This is a genomic window from Bacillus sp. FSL M7-1020, assembly GCF_038050415.1.
Classification (GTDB): domain Bacteria; phylum Bacillota; class Bacilli; order Bacillales; family Bacillaceae_G; genus Bacillus_A; species Bacillus_A toyonensis.
Genome location: NZ_JBBOTW010000001.1, coordinates 718,755 through 740,144 on the forward strand (window position 1 = coordinate 718,755; position 21,390 = coordinate 740,144).

General features: G+C 36.7%; 17 protein-coding genes. 13 read left to right on the plus strand and 4 right to left on the minus strand.

Annotation, left to right across the window (positions count from 1 at the left end; translation table 11 throughout):
- Positions 1-180: 180 nt before the first annotated feature.
- The 3 genes from MHB70_RS03610 (at position 181) to MHB70_RS03620 (ending at position 8,321) form a co-directional block, all read left to right on the plus strand.
- Entirely contained in the window at positions 181-4,749 is a 4,569-nt protein-coding gene (locus MHB70_RS03610) for a SpaA isopeptide-forming pilin-related protein (RefSeq protein ID WP_341343681.1), read from the plus strand.
- A gap of 141 nt (positions 4,750-4,890) precedes the next feature.
- Entirely contained in the window at positions 4,891-6,381 is a 1,491-nt protein-coding gene (locus tag MHB70_RS03615; RefSeq protein WP_002047350.1) for a coproporphyrinogen III oxidase, read from the plus strand.
- Positions 6,382-6,764: 383 nt separating this feature from the next.
- Positions 6,765-8,321: a fatty acid--CoA ligase gene (locus MHB70_RS03620; RefSeq protein ID WP_000281987.1), complete on the plus strand. Its 1,557-nt coding sequence runs from the start codon at positions 6,765-6,767 to the stop codon at positions 8,319-8,321.
- 35 nt (positions 8,322-8,356) lie between these two features.
- On the opposite strand, the gene MHB70_RS03625 is transcribed toward MHB70_RS03620, so the two are convergent.
- On the minus strand, positions 8,357-8,821 hold the full coding sequence (locus tag MHB70_RS03625; RefSeq protein ID WP_061529541.1) for a hypothetical protein: 465 nt from the start codon (positions 8,819-8,821) through the stop codon (positions 8,357-8,359).
- Between the two features lie 187 nt (positions 8,822-9,008).
- Here MHB70_RS03625 and MHB70_RS03630 point away from each other — a divergent pair, with 187 nt between their 5' ends.
- Positions 9,009-10,478 carry a SulP family inorganic anion transporter gene (locus MHB70_RS03630; RefSeq protein WP_000486673.1) on the plus strand — a complete coding sequence of 490 codons (1,470 nt, stop codon included), beginning with the start codon at positions 9,009-9,011 and terminating at the stop codon, positions 10,476-10,478.
- A gap of 115 nt (positions 10,479-10,593) precedes the next feature.
- Here the strand turns inward: MHB70_RS03630 and MHB70_RS03635 are convergent, their stop codons facing one another.
- On the minus strand, positions 10,594-11,952 hold the full coding sequence (locus tag MHB70_RS03635; protein ID WP_000247543.1) for an O-antigen ligase family protein: 1,359 nt from the start codon (positions 11,950-11,952) through the stop codon (positions 10,594-10,596).
- 420 nt (positions 11,953-12,372) lie between these two features.
- Here MHB70_RS03635 and MHB70_RS03640 point away from each other — a divergent pair, with 420 nt between their 5' ends.
- The 3 genes from MHB70_RS03640 to MHB70_RS03650 all read left to right on the plus strand — a co-directional run bounded on the left by MHB70_RS03640 (position 12,373) and on the right by MHB70_RS03650 (position 14,109).
- A complete protein-coding gene (locus tag MHB70_RS03640) occupies positions 12,373-13,161 on the plus strand; it encodes an enoyl-CoA hydratase (protein ID WP_000454188.1) in 789 nt (262 codons plus the stop codon).
- A gap of 131 nt (positions 13,162-13,292) precedes the next feature.
- A complete protein-coding gene (locus MHB70_RS03645) occupies positions 13,293-13,604 on the plus strand; it encodes a hypothetical protein (protein WP_000720137.1) in 312 nt (103 codons plus the stop codon).
- Positions 13,605-13,782: 178 nt separating this feature from the next.
- Positions 13,783-14,109 carry a nucleoside triphosphate pyrophosphohydrolase gene (locus MHB70_RS03650; protein ID WP_000109210.1) on the plus strand — a complete coding sequence of 109 codons (327 nt, stop codon included), beginning with the start codon at positions 13,783-13,785 and terminating at the stop codon, positions 14,107-14,109.
- 21 nt (positions 14,110-14,130) lie between these two features.
- Here the strand turns inward: MHB70_RS03650 and MHB70_RS03655 are convergent, their stop codons facing one another.
- Positions 14,131-14,313 (minus strand): hypothetical protein, encoded by a 183-nt coding sequence (locus tag MHB70_RS03655; RefSeq protein ID WP_001027089.1) that lies wholly within the window; start codon positions 14,311-14,313, stop codon positions 14,131-14,133.
- Between the two features lie 127 nt (positions 14,314-14,440).
- Here MHB70_RS03655 and MHB70_RS03660 point away from each other — a divergent pair, with 127 nt between their 5' ends.
- The 3 genes from MHB70_RS03660 (at position 14,441) to MHB70_RS03670 (ending at position 17,468) form a co-directional block, all read left to right on the plus strand.
- On the plus strand, positions 14,441-15,490 hold the full coding sequence (locus MHB70_RS03660; RefSeq protein ID WP_000930088.1) for a M42 family metallopeptidase: 1,050 nt from the start codon (positions 14,441-14,443) through the stop codon (positions 15,488-15,490).
- Positions 15,491-15,560: 70 nt separating this feature from the next.
- Positions 15,561-16,274, plus strand: a complete 714-nt coding sequence (locus tag MHB70_RS03665; RefSeq protein ID WP_000793384.1) for a hypothetical protein — start codon at positions 15,561-15,563, stop codon at positions 16,272-16,274.
- Positions 16,275-16,514: 240 nt separating this feature from the next.
- Positions 16,515-17,468 carry a TRM11 family SAM-dependent methyltransferase gene (locus tag MHB70_RS03670; protein ID WP_000064982.1) on the plus strand — a complete coding sequence of 318 codons (954 nt, stop codon included), beginning with the start codon at positions 16,515-16,517 and terminating at the stop codon, positions 17,466-17,468.
- 125 nt (positions 17,469-17,593) lie between these two features.
- On the opposite strand, the gene MHB70_RS03675 is transcribed toward MHB70_RS03670, so the two are convergent.
- A complete protein-coding gene (locus MHB70_RS03675) occupies positions 17,594-17,824 on the minus strand; it encodes a YflJ family protein (RefSeq protein WP_100064179.1) in 231 nt (76 codons plus the stop codon).
- Between the two features lie 225 nt (positions 17,825-18,049).
- Between MHB70_RS03675 and MHB70_RS03680 the strand changes: the two genes are divergently transcribed.
- The 3 genes from MHB70_RS03680 to lhgO all read left to right on the plus strand — a co-directional run bounded on the left by MHB70_RS03680 (position 18,050) and on the right by lhgO (position 21,260).
- Positions 18,050-18,403, plus strand: coding sequence for a DUF3870 domain-containing protein (locus MHB70_RS03680; RefSeq protein WP_001225458.1), 354 nt, complete (start codon positions 18,050-18,052; stop codon positions 18,401-18,403).
- Between the two features lie 503 nt (positions 18,404-18,906).
- Entirely contained in the window at positions 18,907-19,845 is a 939-nt protein-coding gene (gene glaH / locus MHB70_RS03685; protein WP_061529542.1) for a glutarate dioxygenase GlaH, read from the plus strand.
- 212 nt (positions 19,846-20,057) lie between these two features.
- Entirely contained in the window at positions 20,058-21,260 is a 1,203-nt protein-coding gene (gene lhgO, locus MHB70_RS03690) for an L-2-hydroxyglutarate oxidase (RefSeq protein ID WP_061529543.1), read from the plus strand.
- Positions 21,261-21,390: the final 130 nt, after the last annotated feature.

Here is a 21,390-nt window from a genome sequence, read left to right on the forward strand (position 1 = left end):
CATGATAGTGTAGTTCACGTATTATTTCAAAAATGAATTGTAGTAATTTTATTAATTAGTTGTAGCGTTTCTTTGTTTTATTTAAATGGATTATTTTAAGTTAATGTGAGTAAGATCTGGCACATATGAAATGTGTTTCTTTTTATGATTTTAGGAAGTTTAAAAGGGGGAATGAATTTCTTGAGGAAATCATTTAATCAAAAAATTAAAAAGTTAAGTAGTAGTTTAATAGTTGTATTACTAATATGTATGAATTTTTTAATCCATTTACCATTTAAAGCAGAGGCAGCTACAACAGAATTAAAAGGTTTAGGTGATGTATCTTATTACAACGCCATCATTTTTGGAGATCATAGTGCAACGAGTGCGGATATTGAAGGTGCGATGGCTGTTCAGAAAAATATGAACGCATCAAGTTATACAGTCGTAGCGGCTGCAACTGGAGCAAATAACTTAGCTGGAGCAACTTGGGTAGATGAAGGATATCCATCATTATTACTAGGCGGTCAATTTACGAAAGCGGGAGCAGGACAAGTAATTATTCAAGATGGAACAGTGGCGATGACAAAAGACGGTGACCCAGATGGCGCAATGAAAACGTCATATGACCGTATCTCTTATAAAGAGCAAGCGGAGATTGATGCTAAGTTTAAAGAATTTAGAAAAGACGTTGATGGTGTAATCGGGGATGCGGGCCAATTACACACTGATAAGCCAACACTTAATATGAGCTTTGGAATCGGTGAAGATGTAAACAACCCTAATATTTATGTCTCTTCAGGCCAAACGGGAAAGAAAACATTTGATGTAAAAGACGTTTATCTTCCAAATATAGAGAATAAAGACTTCATTGTTATTTATTCAGATGCAGAAGAAGTGAGTTTTGGTGGCGGTGCAATTTTGTATGATACAAGAAATACTGGGATGGCAACAGACTTAATTAATACATCTCAAGCATACGACCCTAATTCATCTTTTACTGAGTTAGCTAGTAAGGTAATTTGGGTGTTTCCTAATGCTACAAAGATAACAACTAAAGGTTATGGTGTAGTAGGTAGTGTGTTTGCACCTAATGCAGTTGTAGAGACAAAAGGTGGTTCTATTAATGGACAAGCCTATGTTGGAGGATTACACCAAAGAGATGGATTTGAGGTTCATAACTTTAAATTTAACTGGCCAAAGTGGAATAAGCCAGCAGCTGAAAAAGGAAATTTACAAATTAAAAAAGTTGATGAAAACGATGAAAACATTGTTTTAAAAGACGCAAAATTTGATGTTATAGACAAAGATAATAATGTTGTAGCTACTGTTACAACAGACGAAAAGGGTATTGCGGAAGTTAAAGATTTACCACTTGGTGATTATTTTGTAAAAGAAATTAGTGCACCAGAAGGATATATAAAAGTTGATACACCAGTAAAAGTAACAATTGATAGTACAAGCGTAATTGAACTTGTTATGAAGAATACGAAAAAAGTTGAAAATGGCCAATTTAAATTGTTGAAAAAAGATAATGAATCTGGTCAACTTCTACCAGGTGCAAAATTTGATGTGATAGATAAAGATGGGAAAGTTGTCGAAACAATTATTACAGACAGTAAAGGTGAAGCTTTATCAAAACAACTTCCAGTTGGAACATATACATTAAAAGAGGTAGAAGCCCCGAAAGGATATGAACTATCATCTAGTTCAGTTCCTGTAAATGTAGAGGCTAATAAAGTAATTACTGTAGATGTGTTGAATAAAAAAATCCCTGAAAAAGTAACAGGTCAATTCGAAATCGTGAAAGTAGATGCAAATGATAAAGAGAAACTATTATCAGACGCAGAATTTGAAGTGTATAAAGACGGTAAGAAAGTAGATACGTTACGAACAGATAAAACAGGTAAAGTGATTTCTCAGAAATTAGAACCAGGGAAGTACACATTAAAAGAAACGAAAGCACCACAAGGATATAAGTTGTTAAAAGAAGAAATTGAAGTCGTTGTGGAAGTAAATAAAGTAGTACAAGTACAAGTGGAAAACGCGAAAGAACTAGGAAGCTTACAAATAATCAAAAAGGATGCAGAGAGTGGAAAAGTTCTAGCAGGCGCAGAATTTATACTGAAAAACGAAAGTGGTCAAGTAGTTGGAGAAACGAAAACAACAGATAAAGATGGCGTAGTGAAGTTCGAAAACGTAGTGCCAGGAAAATACACGTTAGAAGAAACGAAAGCGCCAGAAGGTTACAAAGCGCTAGAAGTGACAGTAGAAGTAAATGTTGTAGCGAATGAAGTAGTAAAACAAGAAGTTACGAATGAAAAAGTAACAGGTCAATTCGAAATTGTGAAAGTAGATGCGAATGATAAAACGAAAGTATTATCAGGTGCAGAATTCGAAGTGTATAAAGATGGTAAAAAGGTAGCGGAACTGAAAACAGATGAGAGTGGAAAAGTGATGTCACCGAAATTACCATTAGGTGAATACACAGTGAAAGAGACGAAAGCACCAACGGGCTATAAACTTTCTAATAAAGAATGGAAAGTAACAATTCAAAACGAGAAAGAAGTAGTAAAAGTAGAGGCAGAAAACGAAAAAATCTTAGGTTCTCTACAAATTATTAAAATGGATGATAAAGATCAAACGAAACGTTTAGCAGGCGCACAATTTACATTGAAAGATGTGAAAGGAAATGTTGTAAAAGAAGGAATTACAACAGATGAGTCTGGAACTGTAAAAGTAGACGGACTAGTGCCGGGGGAATATACGTTAGAAGAAACAAAAGCGCCAGAAGGTTATGAGTTAACAAAACAAGTAATTCATGTAACAGTTGACGGTGAAAAAGTTATTGATGTAAAAGTAACGAATAGTAAGAGCCTTGGTCAATTTGAAATTGTAAAAGTGGATGCAAATGATAAAGAGAAACTATTATCAGACGCAGAATTCGAAGTGTATAAAGACGGTAAAAAAGTAGAGACATTACGAACAGATAAAACAGGTAAAGTAATCTCTCAAAAATTAGAACCAGGAAAATACACATTGAAAGAAACGAAAGCACCACAAGGATATAAATTGCTAAAAGAAGAAATCGAAGTCGTTGTAGAAGCAAACAAAGTAGTACAAGTACAAGTAGAAAATGCGAAAGAACTAGGAAGCTTACAAGTAATCAAAAAGGATGCAGAGAGTGGAAAAGTTCTAGCGGGCGCAGAATTTAAATTAAAGAACGAATCTGGTCAAGTAGTTGGAGAAACGAAAACAGATAAAGATGGTGTTGTGAAATTCGAAAACGTAGTGCCAGGAAAATACACGTTAGAGGAAACGAAAGCGCCAGAAGGTTATAAAGCGCTAGAAGTGACAGTAGAAGTAAACATCGTAGCGAATGAAGTAGTAAAACAAGAAGTGACGAACGAAAAAGTAACAGGTCAATTCGAAATCGTAAAAGTAGATGCGAATGATAAAGCGAAAGTATTATCAGACGCAGAATTCGAAGTGTATAAAGATGGTAAAAAAGTAGAGACATTACGAACAGATAAAACAGGTAAAGTAATCTCTCAGAAATTAGAACCAGGGAAGTACACATTAAAAGAGACGAAAGCACCACAAGGATATAAGTTGTTAAAAGAAGAAATTGAAGTCGTTGTAGAAGCAAATAAAGTAGTACAAGTACAAGTGGAAAACGCGAAAGAACTAGGAAGCTTACAAGTAATCAAAAAGGATGCAGAGAGTGGAAAAGTTCTAGCGGACGCAGAATTTAAATTAAAGAATGAATCTGGTCAAGTAGTTGGAGAGGCGAAAACAACAGATAAAGATGGTGTTGTGAAATTCGAAAACGTAGTGCCAGGAAAATACACGTTAGAGGAAACGAAAGCGCCAGAAGGTTATAAAGCGCTGGAAGAGACAGTAGAAGTAAACATCGTAGCAAATGAATTAGTAAAACAAGAAGTATTGAATGAAAAAGTGAAAGAAAAAATAACAGGTCAAGTAGAAATTACAAAGGTAGATGCGAATGATACAAATAAAATATTAGCAGGCGCAGTTTTTGAAATTTTGAAAGACGGAACGAAAATAGACAAATTAACAACAGATAAAAATGGTAAAGCAACTTCCAAGAAACTTGAACCAGGAGATTACATTTTAAAAGAAGTACAGGCTCCAGAAGGATACACTTTATCTAATAAGGAAATTAAGTTTACGATTTCTAATCAAAAAATTGAAGTTATAAAACTTCAAATTACAAATCAAAAAGAGCCAGGTGGAGGAACAGAAACACCAGGTGGAGGAACAGAAACACCAGGTGGAGGAACAGAAACACCAGGTGGAGGAACAGAAACACCAGGTGGAGGAACAGAAACACCAGGTGGAGGAACAGAAACACCAGGTGGAGGAACAGAAACACCAGGTGGAGGAACAGAAACACCAGGTGGAGGAACAGAAACACCAGGTGGAGGAACAGAAACACCAGGTGGAGGAACAGAAACACCAGGTGGAGGAACAGAAACACCAGGTGGAGGAACAGAAACACCAGGTGGAGGAACAGAAACACCAGGTGGAGGAACAGAAACACCAGGTGGAGGAACAGAAACACCAGGTGGAGGAACAGAAACACCAGGTGAAGGAACAGAGAAGCCTAACTTACCCGAAAAAGGGGAAGGTTCTTCTAATAATCAACAACTTCCAGCCACAGGACATGATATGAACTATCTCCCATTCGTTGGTTTTGTTCTTGTGTTATTAGGAATACGTTTAAGATTTATGACTAAAAATAGTTAATAGATGTATAAAAGGCATAAGAGAAATGTTATCTCTTATGCCTTTAAGTTATTAATAGAAGGAATAAGGTAAAACCTTCTGTATTGACCTGCAAACGCCCTTCAAGTAAACTAAAGAGAGTTTGCAAATGAAAAGGTGATAATGTTGTTAATTTCAATTAAAACGTTACAAGATGATCGTTTTTTACGTCCGCTACAAAATATTGGCGGCTTATTTTTTGAAGATAGTACGATTGGATTTGAACAAGAGGAAGCAAATCTTATCGTTGATATACACATTGAAGAGAATGTGAAAGCATCTGCTCGTTTAACAGATGTTGCTACTGGAAATGTGTATGAAGAAACGTTCGCAAAAGATTTATCTGCTTTCACAGATGAGAAAGAGCGTATGAAGCAAGTGAAGCACGTTGTTTCTTATGTATATCTTTCTGTTCTTCAGCAGTTAACTGGTCTTGAACAAAGCTGGGGCATTTTAACAGGAGTTCGTCCGACAAAACTTCTTCATAAAATGCTTCAAAATGGTATGTCAAAAGAAGAAGCGCATCAAGAGCTTCGTGAAAGCTATTTAATTCATGAAGAGAAAATTGAACTTCTTCAGCGTATTGTGGATTGCCAATTAGCGGTAGTTCCGGATTTATACCGTTTGAAAGAGGAAGTAAGTATTTATATCGGTATTCCATTCTGCCCAACAAAATGTGCATATTGTACATTCCCGGCTTATGCAATTAACGGACGCCAAGGCTCTGTTGATTCATTCTTAGGTGGTTTACATTATGAAGTTCGTGAAATTGGTAAGTTTTTAAAAGAAAAAGGTGTAACAGTTACGACGATTTATTACGGCGGCGGTACACCGACAAGTATTACAGCAGAAGAGATGGATATGCTGTATGAAGAAATGTATGAAGCGTTCCCAGATGTGAAAAATGTGCGTGAAGTAACAGTTGAGGCAGGTCGCCCTGATACAATTACGCCAGCTAAGCTAGAAGTGTTAAATAAATGGAATATTGACCGTATTAGTATTAATCCGCAGTCATACCATCAAGAGACATTAAAAGCAATTGGGCGTCATCATACTGTAGAAGAAACAATTGAGAAGTATCACTTAGCTCGTGAAATGGGAATGAACAATATTAATATGGACTTAATTATTGGTCTTCCTGGTGAAGGGCTAGATATCTTCAAGCACACGTTAGATGAGACAGAAAAGTTAATGCCAGAATCGTTAACAGTTCATACGTTATCATTTAAACGTGCTTCTGAAATGACGCAAAACAAACGTAAATATAAAGTAGCTGGTCGCGAAGAAATTACAGCGATGATGCACGAAGCAGAAGAGTGGACGCAAAAGCATAATTACGTACCATATTACCTATATCGTCAAAAGAATATTTTAGGTAACTTAGAGAACGTTGGTTATGCAATGCCTACGCAAGAAAGTATTTACAACATTGTCATAATGGAAGAAGTACAATCGATTATCGGGCTTGGCTGTGGTGCTTCAAGTAAGTTTGTTCATCCGAAGACGGGCGCAATTACGCATTTCGCGAATCCGAAAGATCCAAAATCATATAACGATGGCTTTGTAAAATATACAGAAGATAAACTGAAAATTTTAGAAGAGCTGTTTGTTTAAGCATAAGAGGACTGTTCCGATTTGGAACAGTCTCTTTTTTATCCGGCTATTTGCGGGGGGAAGGCTGCCTGTAAAAACCCGATTAAAGTTTCGTTTTATTTTGTCAGTTTTTGTCGGTAAGTCGATATATTCAAAAAATCGCTGATATATATTGAGTTGCGGTCGATATATTTTAAAAATCGCTGATATATTTCAAGTTGCGGTCGATATATTCAAAAAAACGCCGATATAATTTTATTTACTGAGAAGTGAATAAAAACATACCTCCATTTGTAAAACTATGTCGATAATAATCAGAAAAATTAGTCAATTTTATAGAGGACAATGTCTACTTATAGACGAAATGATAGATTTATGAAAGAGAAAAGGGGGAAATTGTTGGCATGTACATGACGATAGGGAGAATTTTTGATTTATCTGTTGGTAAGTATCCGAATAAAGAGGCGTTAGTGGAACCAGAAAAAAATATTCGCTGGACGTATAAACAGTGGGATGAACAAATAAATAAAACGGCGCACGCTCTATTAGAAGAGGGAGTAAGAAAGGGAGATTGTGTATCTGTTTACTTATATAACTGTCGTGAATTTGTAAACGTTTACTTAGCTTGTGCAAAAATTGGTGCAATCTTTAATCCAATTAATTTCCGCTTAAAAGCGAAAGAAGTATCTTATATTCTTCAGGACGCATCCTCGAAAGTAGTTGTCTTTGAAAAAGCAGTTGAGTCAACTGTTGCTATGATTGAAAGGGATTTTCCAAATACATCCTTTTGGTATGTAGAAGACGATAAACCTTCCTATGCAAGCTCCTACCATGAAAAAGTAAATGCAGCATCTTCTGAGAAAGTAGATATCGAAATTGATGAAATGGATTATTGCTCTATGCTTTATACGAGCGGTACGACAGGGCATCCGAAAGGCGTATTGCATCGTCATCGTGAAATGACTGAGCATAGTATGATTTGTACGTATTTCTTAAAATATAACAGGGATAGTGTCGGGCTTGTAGTAGCACCTTTATATCATTGTGGTGAGTTGAATGCTGGGATTATACCGCGCATTCAAGTTGGCGGAAAGAATGTTATTTTGCATCACTTTGATACTGAAACAGTATTACATACGATTCAAGAAGAGAAGATTACAACGTTCTTTGCAGCACCGACGATGTGGAATATGTTGCTGCAAAAAGATTTATCCCAATATGATTTAACTTCGATGAAAATTGGTATATATGGCGGAGCAGCAATGGCACCGGCTTTAGTGAAGGAATGTAAAGAACGTCTTTATATTGATCTCGTCCAAATATACGGAATGACAGAAATGGGGCCAGTTGTTGCGTTTCTCGTGGAAGAGGATCAAATTACGAAAGCTGGTTCAGCAGGGACGCCATGTTTTAGCCATGAAATTCGTATTGTAAAGCCGAACGAAGATGCACCTGCAGAGCCAGATGATGTATTACCTCCTTATGAAGTGGGAGAAATTATTTTGCGCGGTCCGACTATGATGGCTGGCTATCATAATCGTGAAGAAGCAAACACAAAATCGCTGTATAAAGGATGGTATCATTCAGGTGACTTAGGTTACTTTGATAAAGACGGCTATTTATTCGTTGCAGATCGCGTGGATGATATGGTAATTAGCGGTGGTGTAAATATTTATCCTCGTGAAATTGAAGATTACCTCCATAGTCACCCTGGTATATTAGATGTTGCAGTGCTTGGTGAACCTGATGAATTATGGGGAGAACGTGTTGTAGCCGTTATTGTAAAGAAAGATGAAACAATCACAGAAGCTGATTTAGAAAAGTATTGTAAAGAAAGTGATGAATTAGCAGATTATAAACGCCCACGTCATTATTTATTTGTGGATGAACTTCCTCGTAATGCGAGTGGGAAACTGCAGAAATTTGTGTTGAGAGAGTCGTTAAAAGGTACGAAAAAATAATAAAAATGCCTTTCCAATTTGGAAAGGCATTTTTATTATTTACGTGAAAAACCTTCTTCATCAAGGTATTCCGCTGCTTCTGGATAAGAGTTGAATGTACCGTCTAAGTTTACGCCAGCATAAACGTTCCACATGTCATCCTCTGATATAAGAGTAAGAATATGACCATCTTCGTTATGCCATTCTTCTTCTTTCGCAGGTTCTGCAGGGATTACTATTTCTTCTTGTGATAATAGTTCAATTGATTGCTCAATTACTGAACGTAATTCTTCCGCTGAAAATTCACGGATGTTAATCATACCTTTATCGTCCGTTTTGTAACCTTTAATACCGCTTGCATATACAAATCCGTTTCCATTTGGGTGTAAATGATATACAACGTTCTTTTTATCTAAACGACTTTCTTCAAAGTGAAAGTTTACGCGTTTTAATGATACGTTCTTTCTTTCTAATTCAGGGAAAGATTCAATGATCGATAATTTTTCTTCAAAAGTTAGCATAGTGCCTCCAAGTATATAGTAAAAGATTTAATTTGTTCATTATAGCATAGTTGCAATTGTTTCCAAAGGTAAGGGGGAAACTTTTCATTGAATACGTTTACTTCACGAGACTGTAAAAAGTACGCTAACGAATAAATCTTTTTAGGTGTACAATGGAACGTGGACTTTATATGAAGGTGGTTATTTTATGTTTCAAAAAATTGCAAAGGAATGTTTAGCAGGATTTACGGTTGCGATTGTTGCGTTGCCACTTGCCATTGCGTTTGGTATTGCGGCAACGGGAACGTCTGAAGGAGCACTGGTCGGATTGTATGGTGCCATTTTTGCAGGTTTATTCGCAGCGTTATTTGGTGGTACACCTGGTCAGGTTACTGGGCCAACTGGACCGATTACGGTTATCGCGACAGGAGTTATTGCGACGCACGGGTTAGAGGCGAGTTTTATAGCATTTATGATGGCGGGACTTTTTCAAATTTTATTCGGGGTATGTAAGCTAGGCTCTTACGTTCGATATATTCCGTATCCTGTCGTTTCAGGATTTATGAACGGTATTGCACTGATTATTATTTTAGGTGAAATAAAACACGTGCAAAATAGTTTTCTGCTCGTAGTATTAACGATCATTGTAATGGTTGTTTCTGGAAAATGGATTAAGGCCATTCCATCTAGTTTAGTTGCGTTAGTCGGTGTGACTGCGTTGTTGCCTTTATTTTCTTCATTGTTAGAAGGGCTTACAGTGAAGGTACCGATTATCGGAAATCTTTCACTAAATAAAGTAATTGAAAAGATTGGAACGATTCCAGAAGCGATGCCTACGCTTCATATTCCATCTTTAAGTGGAACAGGATTAGCAGAACTTATTTTACCAGCGCTTAGTATTGCTTTATTAGGTTCGATTGACTCTTTATTAACGTCAGTCGTAATGGATAATGTGACAGGTACACGTCATAAAAGTAATAAAGAACTTGTCGGACAAGGTATCGGTAATATGATGAGCGGATTGTTCGGCGGATTAGCAGGTGCAGGGGCGACTGTACGATCTATCGTTAATATAAGAAGTGGCGGTAAAACGGCGCTTTCGGCAAGTATGCATAGTGTTATATTGTTTATTTTCATTATGGGACTCGGTTCAGTCGTACAATACATTCCACTTGCTGTATTATCAGGTATTTTAATTTTAACGGGTATTGGAATGTTCGATTGGGAAAGCATGAAGAAAATGCATGTAGCGCCAAAAGGTGATGTTATTGTTATGCTCGTAACGATGATCGTTACAGTGAAGTTTGATTTAATGATCGCTGTTGCATTCGGGATTATTCTTTCCTTCATCCTATACATTGTGAAATGTAAAGAACGTAAAACTTCGATTGTAAAAGAAAGAGAAGCAACGTATACGATTCAAGGACCGCTCTCTTTCTTATCAGTAGATCGTATTTTTACTACTTTACAAGATGTGAAGTCACCGATTGTTTTACGTATGAAAGATGTGCGCTATATGGATGTGTCAGGAGCGATGGCATTATTAAATTTTGTTGAGCAGTCAAATAAAGCTGGAGCGAGTGTAACGCTTGAACAAGTACATCCAAGTATTGAAAAAACAATTGTAGTAATGGCGAACGACGAACAGAAAGAGAAATTGAAGTTTTTAGGTGTTTAGACGGTATAATAAAAATATCGCAAAAGAAAATTTAGAGTATGTAAAACACGAATGAAATAAAAAGAAGGTGCTCGAAAATCCAGTATAACGGACTTTTCAGAGTACCTTCTTTTTGTTATTCAATTCCCAAGTCAACAATCATATAAGCAAGTATAACAACGAAGAAAATACTTACGGCTGGTGCTGTTAATACGTGACCAGACATAAAGCCGATGCCGAGCGATAAGACGAGTGTGTTAGCTAGTAGCATATGTTTTACATTTAATAGTTTCTTGAAGTTAGTGATGATGCGAATGAATATTTTAATACCGAAATAAAGAAGCGGCAGCAAATACATAAGGAATCCAACAATGCCGAACGCAAAGAATAGGTCGTAGAAATCCATTTCGACTAATTTAGGTGTAGTTGTATAGTTACCAGCGTAGCCCATTCCAAATAGTTTTTGAGATAGTGGTGCGTCTTTATAGTATTGTTTGTATACGTTTAAAAACTTGTCACGATCACTGTAAATTAAACTCTTCATTTCAGAGTCTGTTAGTTCACCCTGCTCATGTTCTTCTTTCGTTACCTCTCCTTCTTGTACTGGATTTTTATATTTATATATTTGTAAATGGATGCTCATGTTTTTGGCGATAGGAGTATATGGTGTAAGTATGAGTATACCTCCTAATACGATAGCAACAACAATTGTATTTACAAGATATGTGAATCCTTTTCCTTCTTTTTTACGATGAATAATATATTCAATGAATAAGAAAAAAAGAGCGATACCAAGTGTAATAACAATGGCACCATAGCCTACTTTCGTTCCAATCATAATGCTTGCATACATCGCAAGTACAGTTGGAATCCAGTAATAGATTTTCGAGAAAGAAGTTGTTTTATGAATTGAGTACAAGACAACGATGGGGAACGTAATGGCGAAAATGGAACTTAACTCATTTCCAGCAAAGAACCATCCCCTTGAACCGATCTTTGAGTTCGGATAACTTGGGAAATCTGTACTAGTCAACATTGCCACAATAATTGAGATACTCAAAATTAACGTTGCATATAAGAAATAGATAATGATTTTATGAAACGCATATTCGTTATTTTTTAACTCTTTAAGAGCAATAATATACCCAAACAGTAGTACCATTGGATATACACTTTTTAAAATGAATTTCACTTCTTCTCCGAAAGAAACTGGAGATTTGACCATTAAATTATTAACAAGGCCGATTGTGAGTACAGTTCCAAGTAAGCATAAGTAGAGAATGTATTTTTTCGCACCTTGTTGTTTGTGATGAAGAAGTAGATACCCTGATGCAAGAAGCATAAAGGCGAAACGGACTACGATTCCGACTGTTGCGCTCATGTGTAATACATAGATTGAAAAAGATGTTAGTAAATCTAAAATTGGTTGAAACACAATGAATAGCAGTAGGAAATGTGGGAAGTAGTTATCCGTCTGTTTCAACTTATTAACCATATGTTCCTCCATTTCTTCATTCTTTTATTTCAGCACCCGAGTGAGGGGATAAATACCTTTTTATCCGGCTATTTACCGCGCAGTAAAACTCCCACCTCAAAATTCAGCTGGAGCAAAGAAGTTAGGTGGAAGCCCTGCGGACCGTAAAAGCCTTCACTTTATAGTAAGGCGAATGAATTTCAATATTTGTTTTTAAGCAGTACATGCAAGAAGACATTATTTCATTGTAATGATAGATAGATGAAAGGTATGGATAAAACGACTTTGATTGCTATATTTTTTAACGAAATGGTATGTTTTATACAGGATATATACAAATTGCGAGATTATTAGACAGAAAATTAAGAAAAAAGAAGGATTTTTTACCTGTTTTCTATAATTATATAAGTATAATCTTTATGTAGAAAAGAGGGGTATATGATGGAAGTAACGAGTAAAACAGAATCTGTGGTTGTGAAATATGAAGGAAGCGTAGCAACGGTGATGGTCAATCGCCCAGAAGTGTTAAATGCATTAGATGAGCCAACGTTAAAAGAGCTATTACAAAAGTTGAAAGAAGTAGCGGAGAGTTCTGCGCATATTGTTGTGCTATGCGGGAACGGCCGTGGTTTTTCTGCGGGTGGGGATATTAAATCGATGCTTTCAAGTAATGATGAAAGCAAGTTTGACGGTATTATGAATACCATTTCTGAAGTCGTTGTAACTTTATATACGATGCCGAAGCTTGTGATTAGTGCAATTCATGGACCAACTGCTGGTCTTGGATTAAGTATTGCATTAACTGCTGATTATGTGATGGCAGATATATCGTCAGTTATTGCGATGAACTTTATTGGAATCGCTTTAATTCCAGATGGTGGCGGTCATTTCTTCCTACAAAAGCGCGTCGGTGAAAATATGACGAAGCAAATTATTTGGGAAGGCAAGAAATTATCAGCAACAGAAGCGTTAGATATCGGCTTAATTGATGAAGTAATCAGCGAGGACTTCCAAACAGCTGTGAAACAAAAAATTAATGAATGGTTACAAAAACCGGTTAAGGCGATGATTCAAACGAAGCAAATTTTATGTGAAGTCAATCGCTCTAATTTAGAACAGACGCTGCAGCTTGAAAAACGCGGTCAATATGCGATGAGACAAACAGCTGACCATAAAGAAGGCATTGCTGCGTTTTTAGAAAAACGTCTACCAGCATTTAAAGGGGAATAAAGTAAAACTTTAATTAGTGAGGGATTTTGCTCACTTCCTACTGATTATTAGCCCGTTAATTCGGGATAAAAGGGAGAAAGTGCTAACACATTTTAGTATAATTGTGTTAGCACTTTTTTTAGGAGTCATACATGAAAAAAATTATAGGTATTACCGGTATAATTTTGTTTGTATATTATGCTTTGCACAGTACACCATCTATGGCTGTACGAACTGCATTATTTTTTGAAGGGCATCCAAGTGTTGCGTTTTCTGGCGGGGTGACGAAAGAAAAAGATGTGAAAAAAGAAGCGATTCCAGATGAGTACCAAACTTTATATGGTAATGAAGAAGAAAAATCAGAGCACTATTTCTTCCCGCATGTAAGGGCGCACGGATCAGGAATTGATATGTTAAGTGCGTGTGTGAAAAAAGAGTGGTTTTTCTATAAAGTGAAACTTTAATCAGTGGGGGGTTTGTTCATCCCCCACTGATTATTAGTTGAACCAATCGGGCGTTTACGGGCAGTTGATCTCCCACCTAACTTCTTTGCCCCATCTGAATTTTGAGGTGGGAGTTTTACTGCCCGTTAATGCGGGATAAAGCAGAGCTCGGGTGTTATTGAACATAGGAGGATGAATGATGTCAACTTATAACAAGTTAGTAAGAGACCGTGTTCCAGAGAAAATATTAATGTCTGGAAAAACATATACAGCACAAAAATTAACAGGCCAAGCATACATACAAGCTTTAGCGAAAATTGGAACGGAAGAAGTTCGTGAATTTGCTTCTATGAAAGAGCGTGAACATGCGTTAGATTCTCTTGCGGATGCACTGGAAGTGATTATGTCATTAGCGCGTGCAGAAGGAGCAACAATTGAAGACGTAGAACGCCTTCGTAAGCAAAAAAAAGAAGAGCACGGTGGATTTGAAAGAGGGATTTATTTATTAGATGTTTCAGAAGAATAGTTTTATAGGAAAAGCATAGCGTTACTCACTAACGCTATGCTTTTTTGCTGCAATGAAGCTAATAATGAAGAAGATAGCCGTTAATCCCCAGCCGATTGTAATAGAAGTAGTAGTAGTATGAACGGCATAAGAAACTTGTAAACAAAGTAATGATGCTAAAAACCAAATGAGTGCAATGTGTATATATTTTTTTGATATATTCATATTTTGTAGCTCCTTTTTACATACTAAAGAGAATTTTACTATAATTTAGAAAATTAGACCATATAAGTAGAGGTTTCATAGCAAATTTTGTATACTGAATAATAGAGAAAATGAGGAGGAAACGACAATGGCACATCATACGAAAGAAACGATGGAACTCATTAAGGAGCTTGTCTCTATTCCGAGTCCATCTGGAAATACGGCGAAAATTATTAATTTCATTGAAAACTATGTGAGTGAGTGGAACGTAGAGACGAAGCGTAATAATAAAGGCGCTCTTATTTTAACGGTAAAAGGGAAAAATGATGATCAACATCGTTTATTAACTGCTCATGTTGATACGTTAGGTGCGATGGTAAAAGAAATTAAATCTGACGGTCGTCTTCGTTTATCTATGATTGGCGGATTTCGCTGGAACTCTGTAGAAGGGGAATATTGCGAAATTGAAACGTCAAGCGGTAAGGCGTATACAGGAACGATTTTAATGCATCAAACATCTGTACACGTATATAAAGATGCAGGTGAAGCGAAACGCGATGAGAAAAATATTGAGGTTCGTATTGATGAGCGTGTCTTTTCAGCTGATGAAGTACGCGAATTAGGAATTGAAGTAGGAGACTTCGTTTCATTCGATCCGCGTGTTCAAATTACAGACAGTGGATACATAAAATCACGTCATTTAGATGATAAAGTAAGCGTAGCAATTCTATTAAAATTAATTAAAAGATTGCAAGATGAAAATGTAACATTACCATATACGACGCATTTCTTAATTTCTAATAATGAAGAGATTGGATACGGTGGAAACTCTAACATTCCAGAAGAAACTGTTGAATATTTAGCAGTTGATATGGGAGCGTTAGGTGATGGACAAACATCTGATGAATATACAGTATCTATTTGCGCAAAAGATTCTAGTGGTCCATACCATTATGCATTACGTAAACATTTAGTTGAGCTTGCGAAAGCGAACAATATTGAATATAAAGTAGATATTTACCCGTACTACGGATCTGACGCATCAGCTGCGATTCACGCTGGATTTGATGTAAAACATGCATTAATTGGGGCCGGTATTGATTCTTCTCACGCTTTTGAACGTACGCATGAGAGTTCCATTGCACATACAGAATCATTAGTATATGCGTATGTAATGTCTAATTTAATTGAAGACTAATTTCATAGAAAATAAAGTGGGCTGATTAAAAATAATATTTTTAATCAGCTTTTCATTTAGGGGGGACAAGATGAAGAATTTATTGATGGGTAGTATCGTTGTAAGTTTAGCGTTAAGTGGATGTGCTCAAGAAGGTTCAGATGAAAAAGTAGTGACGAAGGTAGAGGATACCCAGGGGAATAAAAAAGAGAGTAGAAAAATACAAGGGTCACAAATAAATCCACAAGTGCAAAGTCGCTACACTGTTTTAATGAATTCTACTGAGGGAGAAGCGTATACTTTGCATGTTTTTTCGAATAATGAACAACATGAAACGCAAAAAGAACCTTGGGTTGGTGCACAAGAAGGGGATCAAATATATAAAGGTGAATATCAGCTTGCCTTACAATCTACAAGCGCGACATTATATTTGCAAGAGGCGAAAATTGGAGAGTTTGTATTTAATACGTCTAGAAAAAATGGATTTGTAAGTAAAGGTACACCAGATTTTTTCATAGCACTGCAACGTGAGTCTTCTAATTTTTCAACAGTGAAAGCTTTTTACATTCATAAAGGGAAAGTGCTCGAAGTGAAAATTGATGAAGATGATTTTGGTATTACAGGAACTTGTTTTAAAGCTTTAGATAAAGGGAAGTTTCTTATTGGGAATTATGATAATGGAGAAGGAATGTGGTATTTTTCAACTTTCCAAACCGATCTTGAAACGGGAAAAGCGAAACGGGTTGATCAGAAAAAGCTTCCTTTGGAGGAAGGGAATGTATATGTTAAGGACAATTTCAAATGATACATTAGGAGAAGCAATTTATGGTGGTATGCTAGATTACTAGGAAGAACAAGCTCAGAATGTATCTTCTTTCTGTTAATAAACATAAAGAGATTGCCAATAGGCAGTCTCTTTTATTTGCGAAAGGATTTAGAAAGGTTTCTCTTTATTTCCGGCATATGATATCATTTAATTTTATATACAAAAATATTCGAGTAATTGTGATCATAACAATTTTAAACGATAAAGGATGATAATAGATTGAGTAATCATAGTAAAACACCTGCATGTATATATACGTATGCGTTTCGCGAAGAGGAGCGTGCTTTATGTTACTTGGAAATGCGCTCGTTCTTTGGGATGGAGTCTCACGTTAATATTTTGAAAAGTGAAGTCAAGATTGCTCCGAGTAGAAGTCCGTTTATTAAAGAGCGCGTTGAGGTTATGTATGAAGGGGACGACTTAGAAAGCATTTTAGAACAAGTGGAACAAATTGATTTAGCGGGAGCGACATTCAAAGTTATCTTCGTTAAAATCAATGATCTTGGTAAAGAAAATAAAATTGAATATGGGGAAAGACGCCTTATTGAACGAGACCTCGGTATGCATATTGAAGGAGAAGCAGACGTTCGTAATCCAGAGCGCGTATTCGGGATTGTTCCTCTTGGAGGACGTTGGTACTTCGGGCACTATGTAGAAAGTGATCCAGTTTGGTATCATCACATAAAAAAACCGCATAGCTATTCGACATCACTGAGCACACGTGTTGCTAGAGCTGTCGCAAATATCGCTGTACCAAACCCAGATGGAGTACGAGCAATTGACCCGTGCTGTGGCATTGGAACAGTAGTGGTAGAAGCACTTTCTATGGGGATTAACATCGTTGGTAGAGATATAAATCCACTTGTAGTTCTTGGAACGAGAAAAAACATCGCACATTTCGGGTTTGAAGGAACAGTAACAAAAGGCCCAATTGAAGAAATTACTGAGAACTACGACGTCGCAATTATTGATATGCCATACGACCTATTTACGCACGCAACACCAGAAGATCAACTCTCGATTCTTTCAAGTGCGCGCCGTATCGCAAAAAAAGTAGTCGTTGTCACGATGGAAACAATGGACGACATGATTCATGAAGCGGGATTTGAAATTACAGACCGCTGTATCACAAGAAAAGGATCATTTTCTAGACAAATTCTTGTTTGTGAATAAGAAAAAAGGTCACCCGTTAGGGTGGCCTTTTTGGTTTGTATGAATGTGTGATTGGTTGGTGGAATGGGGAGATGATTTGTCGATAAGTCGATATACTATGTTGAACCGCTAATATATTTCGAGAATCAATCGATATTAGATTGCTCTTCTTTCGTTTTCTCTTGTTGTGCGATTAATAAATTGCGCAATACGTGTCCGCGGTAACTTTCTAGTTTTCGTCCTTCATGATAGCGGACACCTAATTTTTTAAGTTCAGCTACGTACCAGCCTTTTGTTCCGTAATACATGAGACCACTTCCTTTTTTCTTTTGAACAGTATATGTTGTGGGGATTTGGAACTTTCTTATCAAGTTAATATTGAATATTCAGTTTATTTACATTATGATTAATTTAGTATCGGATGGCAGTGAGTAGCCTCGCTGTAAGCCCGGATTTATATTTGAAAATGAAGAGAGTAACTTCTTTCCACTTGAGCTTCTTTAGCAGGAGTACGAGCTAGAAGGATAAGGGGAGTAAATAAAATTCAATGCAGCTGTATACGATGCTTTTCTGGCTTTTAACATAGTAACGGAGGGTGAAATATGCGCAAAGGAACTTTTTTCATGGCTGGACATTCGAGACTTCCGAAAGGGATGGCGGTTCGCAGTATGTACGAAACGTTAACAATTACAATTGAAGCAGATCATAAATATCATGTCATTATTGAAGCGTCATGTACGCTTGCAACAGAGCACGGGAGAGGCTTCGTCGCCCAAATTTTAAGAGGACATAGTTTACGAGATGGTATTGAAGAAATTGTGCAAGATATTACAGATCATTATCAAGGAAAAGCGCAAAATGCTATCGTCAGTGCGGTCAAAGATTTGCATCGCCAATATGTAAGTTATTTAAATGATGAAAAGCCTGTGGAAGAGTACGAGGAAACAAATTTATAATCAATGTCTAGTTTATAACGATAAATGAGAGCCAGTTGTATTTCCTTTAAAGAGATGCGACTGGCTTATTTTATTTGGGAGTAAGTAAGATGAATACGTGAAAAGAAATTCAAGTTGTAAAACAAGAAGCGAAAAAAGGGGATTTATAAAATGTGTAAAGTATGTCGAGGAAATAATAAAAAACGAATTGACAGTTATAATATTTAGAATTATTATTTAATTAATAAGATCCATTCGAGAAATTAGCCTTCTCTAAATTCGATCTTGTTTTCCTGTTTACACATGTTTTCATATGAACTGTCTATTATTATTGTACTTTAAGAGATTAAAGACACTCGTAATGATAAGCCAGTTGTACGTTTCTACGATTTTCTGTCGTGGTGCGTATGACGGGCTTTTTGCTGTTAGGGCAGTAAGACCAAATCTCGGCATAAGAAGATAAGGATAACTGTCTGTAAAAAGCGTCAATACGTTCTTCATATTTCATTTAGGGAGGAATTGAAATGTCGATTATTACAGAACAAAGTACGAAGATGAAGTTTGCAAAAAAATATGAGGGTTATGAAATTATTCCTCATCCGGAGCATAAACGTTTATATCATATTATGTTAAATCAGCAATTGCTTAAGCAGTTTTTTGAAGAGGTAAAAGAGCATTCAGAGCAGTCATTACAATACATTCCGTATTCACGGTTTAATCTTGCTGATGGAATGAGAAAGATTTTTGGGCAATCATTTATGGATAACATTCGCGGCATTATTCATGACCGTGAAACGGGCGGATTTACAATTGGGGTGCAAGGTGAAACGGCAGATCCAGCAGATTACGTGAAATTTGCAACAGCAATAACACATTTAATTGGGGCACCAAACTTCGATGCAATGACAGGAACGTATTATGCAAGATTTAATGTGAAAGATACGGATAGTAGTGATTCTTACCTTCGTCAAGCGTACCGATTGTTTACACTTCATACGGACGGTACATTCGTTGATGAACCGACAGATTGGCTTCTTATGATGAAAATGGAAGAGCAAAATGCAGTAGGAGGAGAATCTCGTTTACTACATTTAGACGATTGGGAAGATCTTCAAAAATTTAGAAACCATTCACTCGCATCTGTTAAAATTACGTATAAAGCACCACCAAGTAAAAATGCGCAAGAAATAGTCTATCGTGAAACGTTTTTTGATATAAATAACGCACCATGTATTTGCTTTATTGATCAGTTCGCTTATCCAGATAATATGGAACAAGCAAACTATTTGAAAGACTTATCCTATTCAGTTGAAAACTCACGGGCAACACATGCATTAAAATTACCAGTTGGTGACTTAGTTCTTTTAAACAATTTATTTTGGATGCACGGAAGAGCTGCATTTGAGAAAAATAAAGATTTATATAGAGAACTCATGCGTCAGCGCGGTTGTTTTTCTAAATAATATGTACGGCAGGTCTTTTGAATAGACCTGCCTTTTATCCCGCTATTTGCCGGGCAGTAAAACTCCCACCTTAAAATTCGGCTGAAGCAAAGAAGTTAGGTGGAAGATTAACTGCCTGTAAACGCCCGATTGGTGAAGACTAATAATCAGTGGGGATGGAACGAAACCCCACTGATTAAAGTTTCACTTTATACGATTAAGGGGGAATTAGAGTGTATGACTTTATAATTATTGGCGGAGGAATTGTTGGTCTATCAACTGGAATGGCTTTAACGAAAAAATTCCCTCGTGCGAAAGTCGCGATCATTGAAAAAGAAAAGGAACTTGCACACCATCAAACTGGACATAATAGCGGAGTAATTCATTCTGGCATTTATTATAAACCAGGGAGTTATAAAGCGAAGTTTGCCAAAGAAGGAAATGCAGCTATGGTTCAATTTTGTAAAGAAAATGACATCGCTTATGACATGTGCGGAAAAGTAATTGTCGCTACAGAAAGAGAAGAACTTCCTCTTTTACATAACTTATATGAGAGAGGCTTACAAAACGATTTACACATTTCAAAAATAGATAAGGAAGAATTAGCTGAAATTGAACCTCATGTAAAGGGACTAGGGGCCATCCGTGTTCCTTCTTGTGGGATTGCTGATTATAAAGGAGTCAGTTATGCATTTGCTCGCTTAATTCAAGAAAGCGGCGGTGAAGTACACTTAGGAACAACCGCAGAGTGTATTACTGAGAAAAAAGATGCTGTAACAATTGAGACAAACAAAGGCACATTTAAAACGAAATTTCTCATTAACTGCGCTGGCTTACATAGTGATCGTATTGCGAAAAAGACAGGTATATTAACTGATATGAAAATTGTTCCGTTTCGTGGTGAATATTACGAACTTGCCCCAGAAAAACGCCATCTCGTCAAACATTTAATTTATCCAGTTCCAAACCCAGAATTCCCGTTTTTAGGTGTTCATTTTACAAGAATGATAAACGGAGACGTACATGCAGGACCAAACGCAGTAGTAAGCTTCAAGCGCGAAGGTTATACGAAAACGGACTTTAATATGAAAGACTTCATGGAAACAATGACATACACAGGTTTTTGGAAAATGGCGATGCCAAATATGAAAGAAGGCATAAAAGAGATGGTGCGCTCATTTAGTAAACAATCATTTTTAAAAAGCTTACAGCGCCTCATACCAGAACTAACAGAGAAAGATATCGTGCCAACACATGCAGGGGTAAGGGCACAAGCTATTTTATCAAACGGAAATATGGTTGATGACTTTTGCATTATTCCTGGCATCAATTCTCTACATATTTGTAATGCACCATCTCCAGCTGCAACGGCAAGTATACAGATTGGTGAGGAAATTGCTAAGCAAGTGCCGGATGTGGTGGCGGTGAGGGTTTGATGGGTCCCCCAGGGTTTTCGGGGGATTTTTTTGTTTTGAGGTTTGGTGAGTGTGGGGCTAAATTGGAGGCTAATAGTCACCAACTGTTTACTGTATAAAAAAGTAGACAGTAGTGTATGTTTTTTTGAAA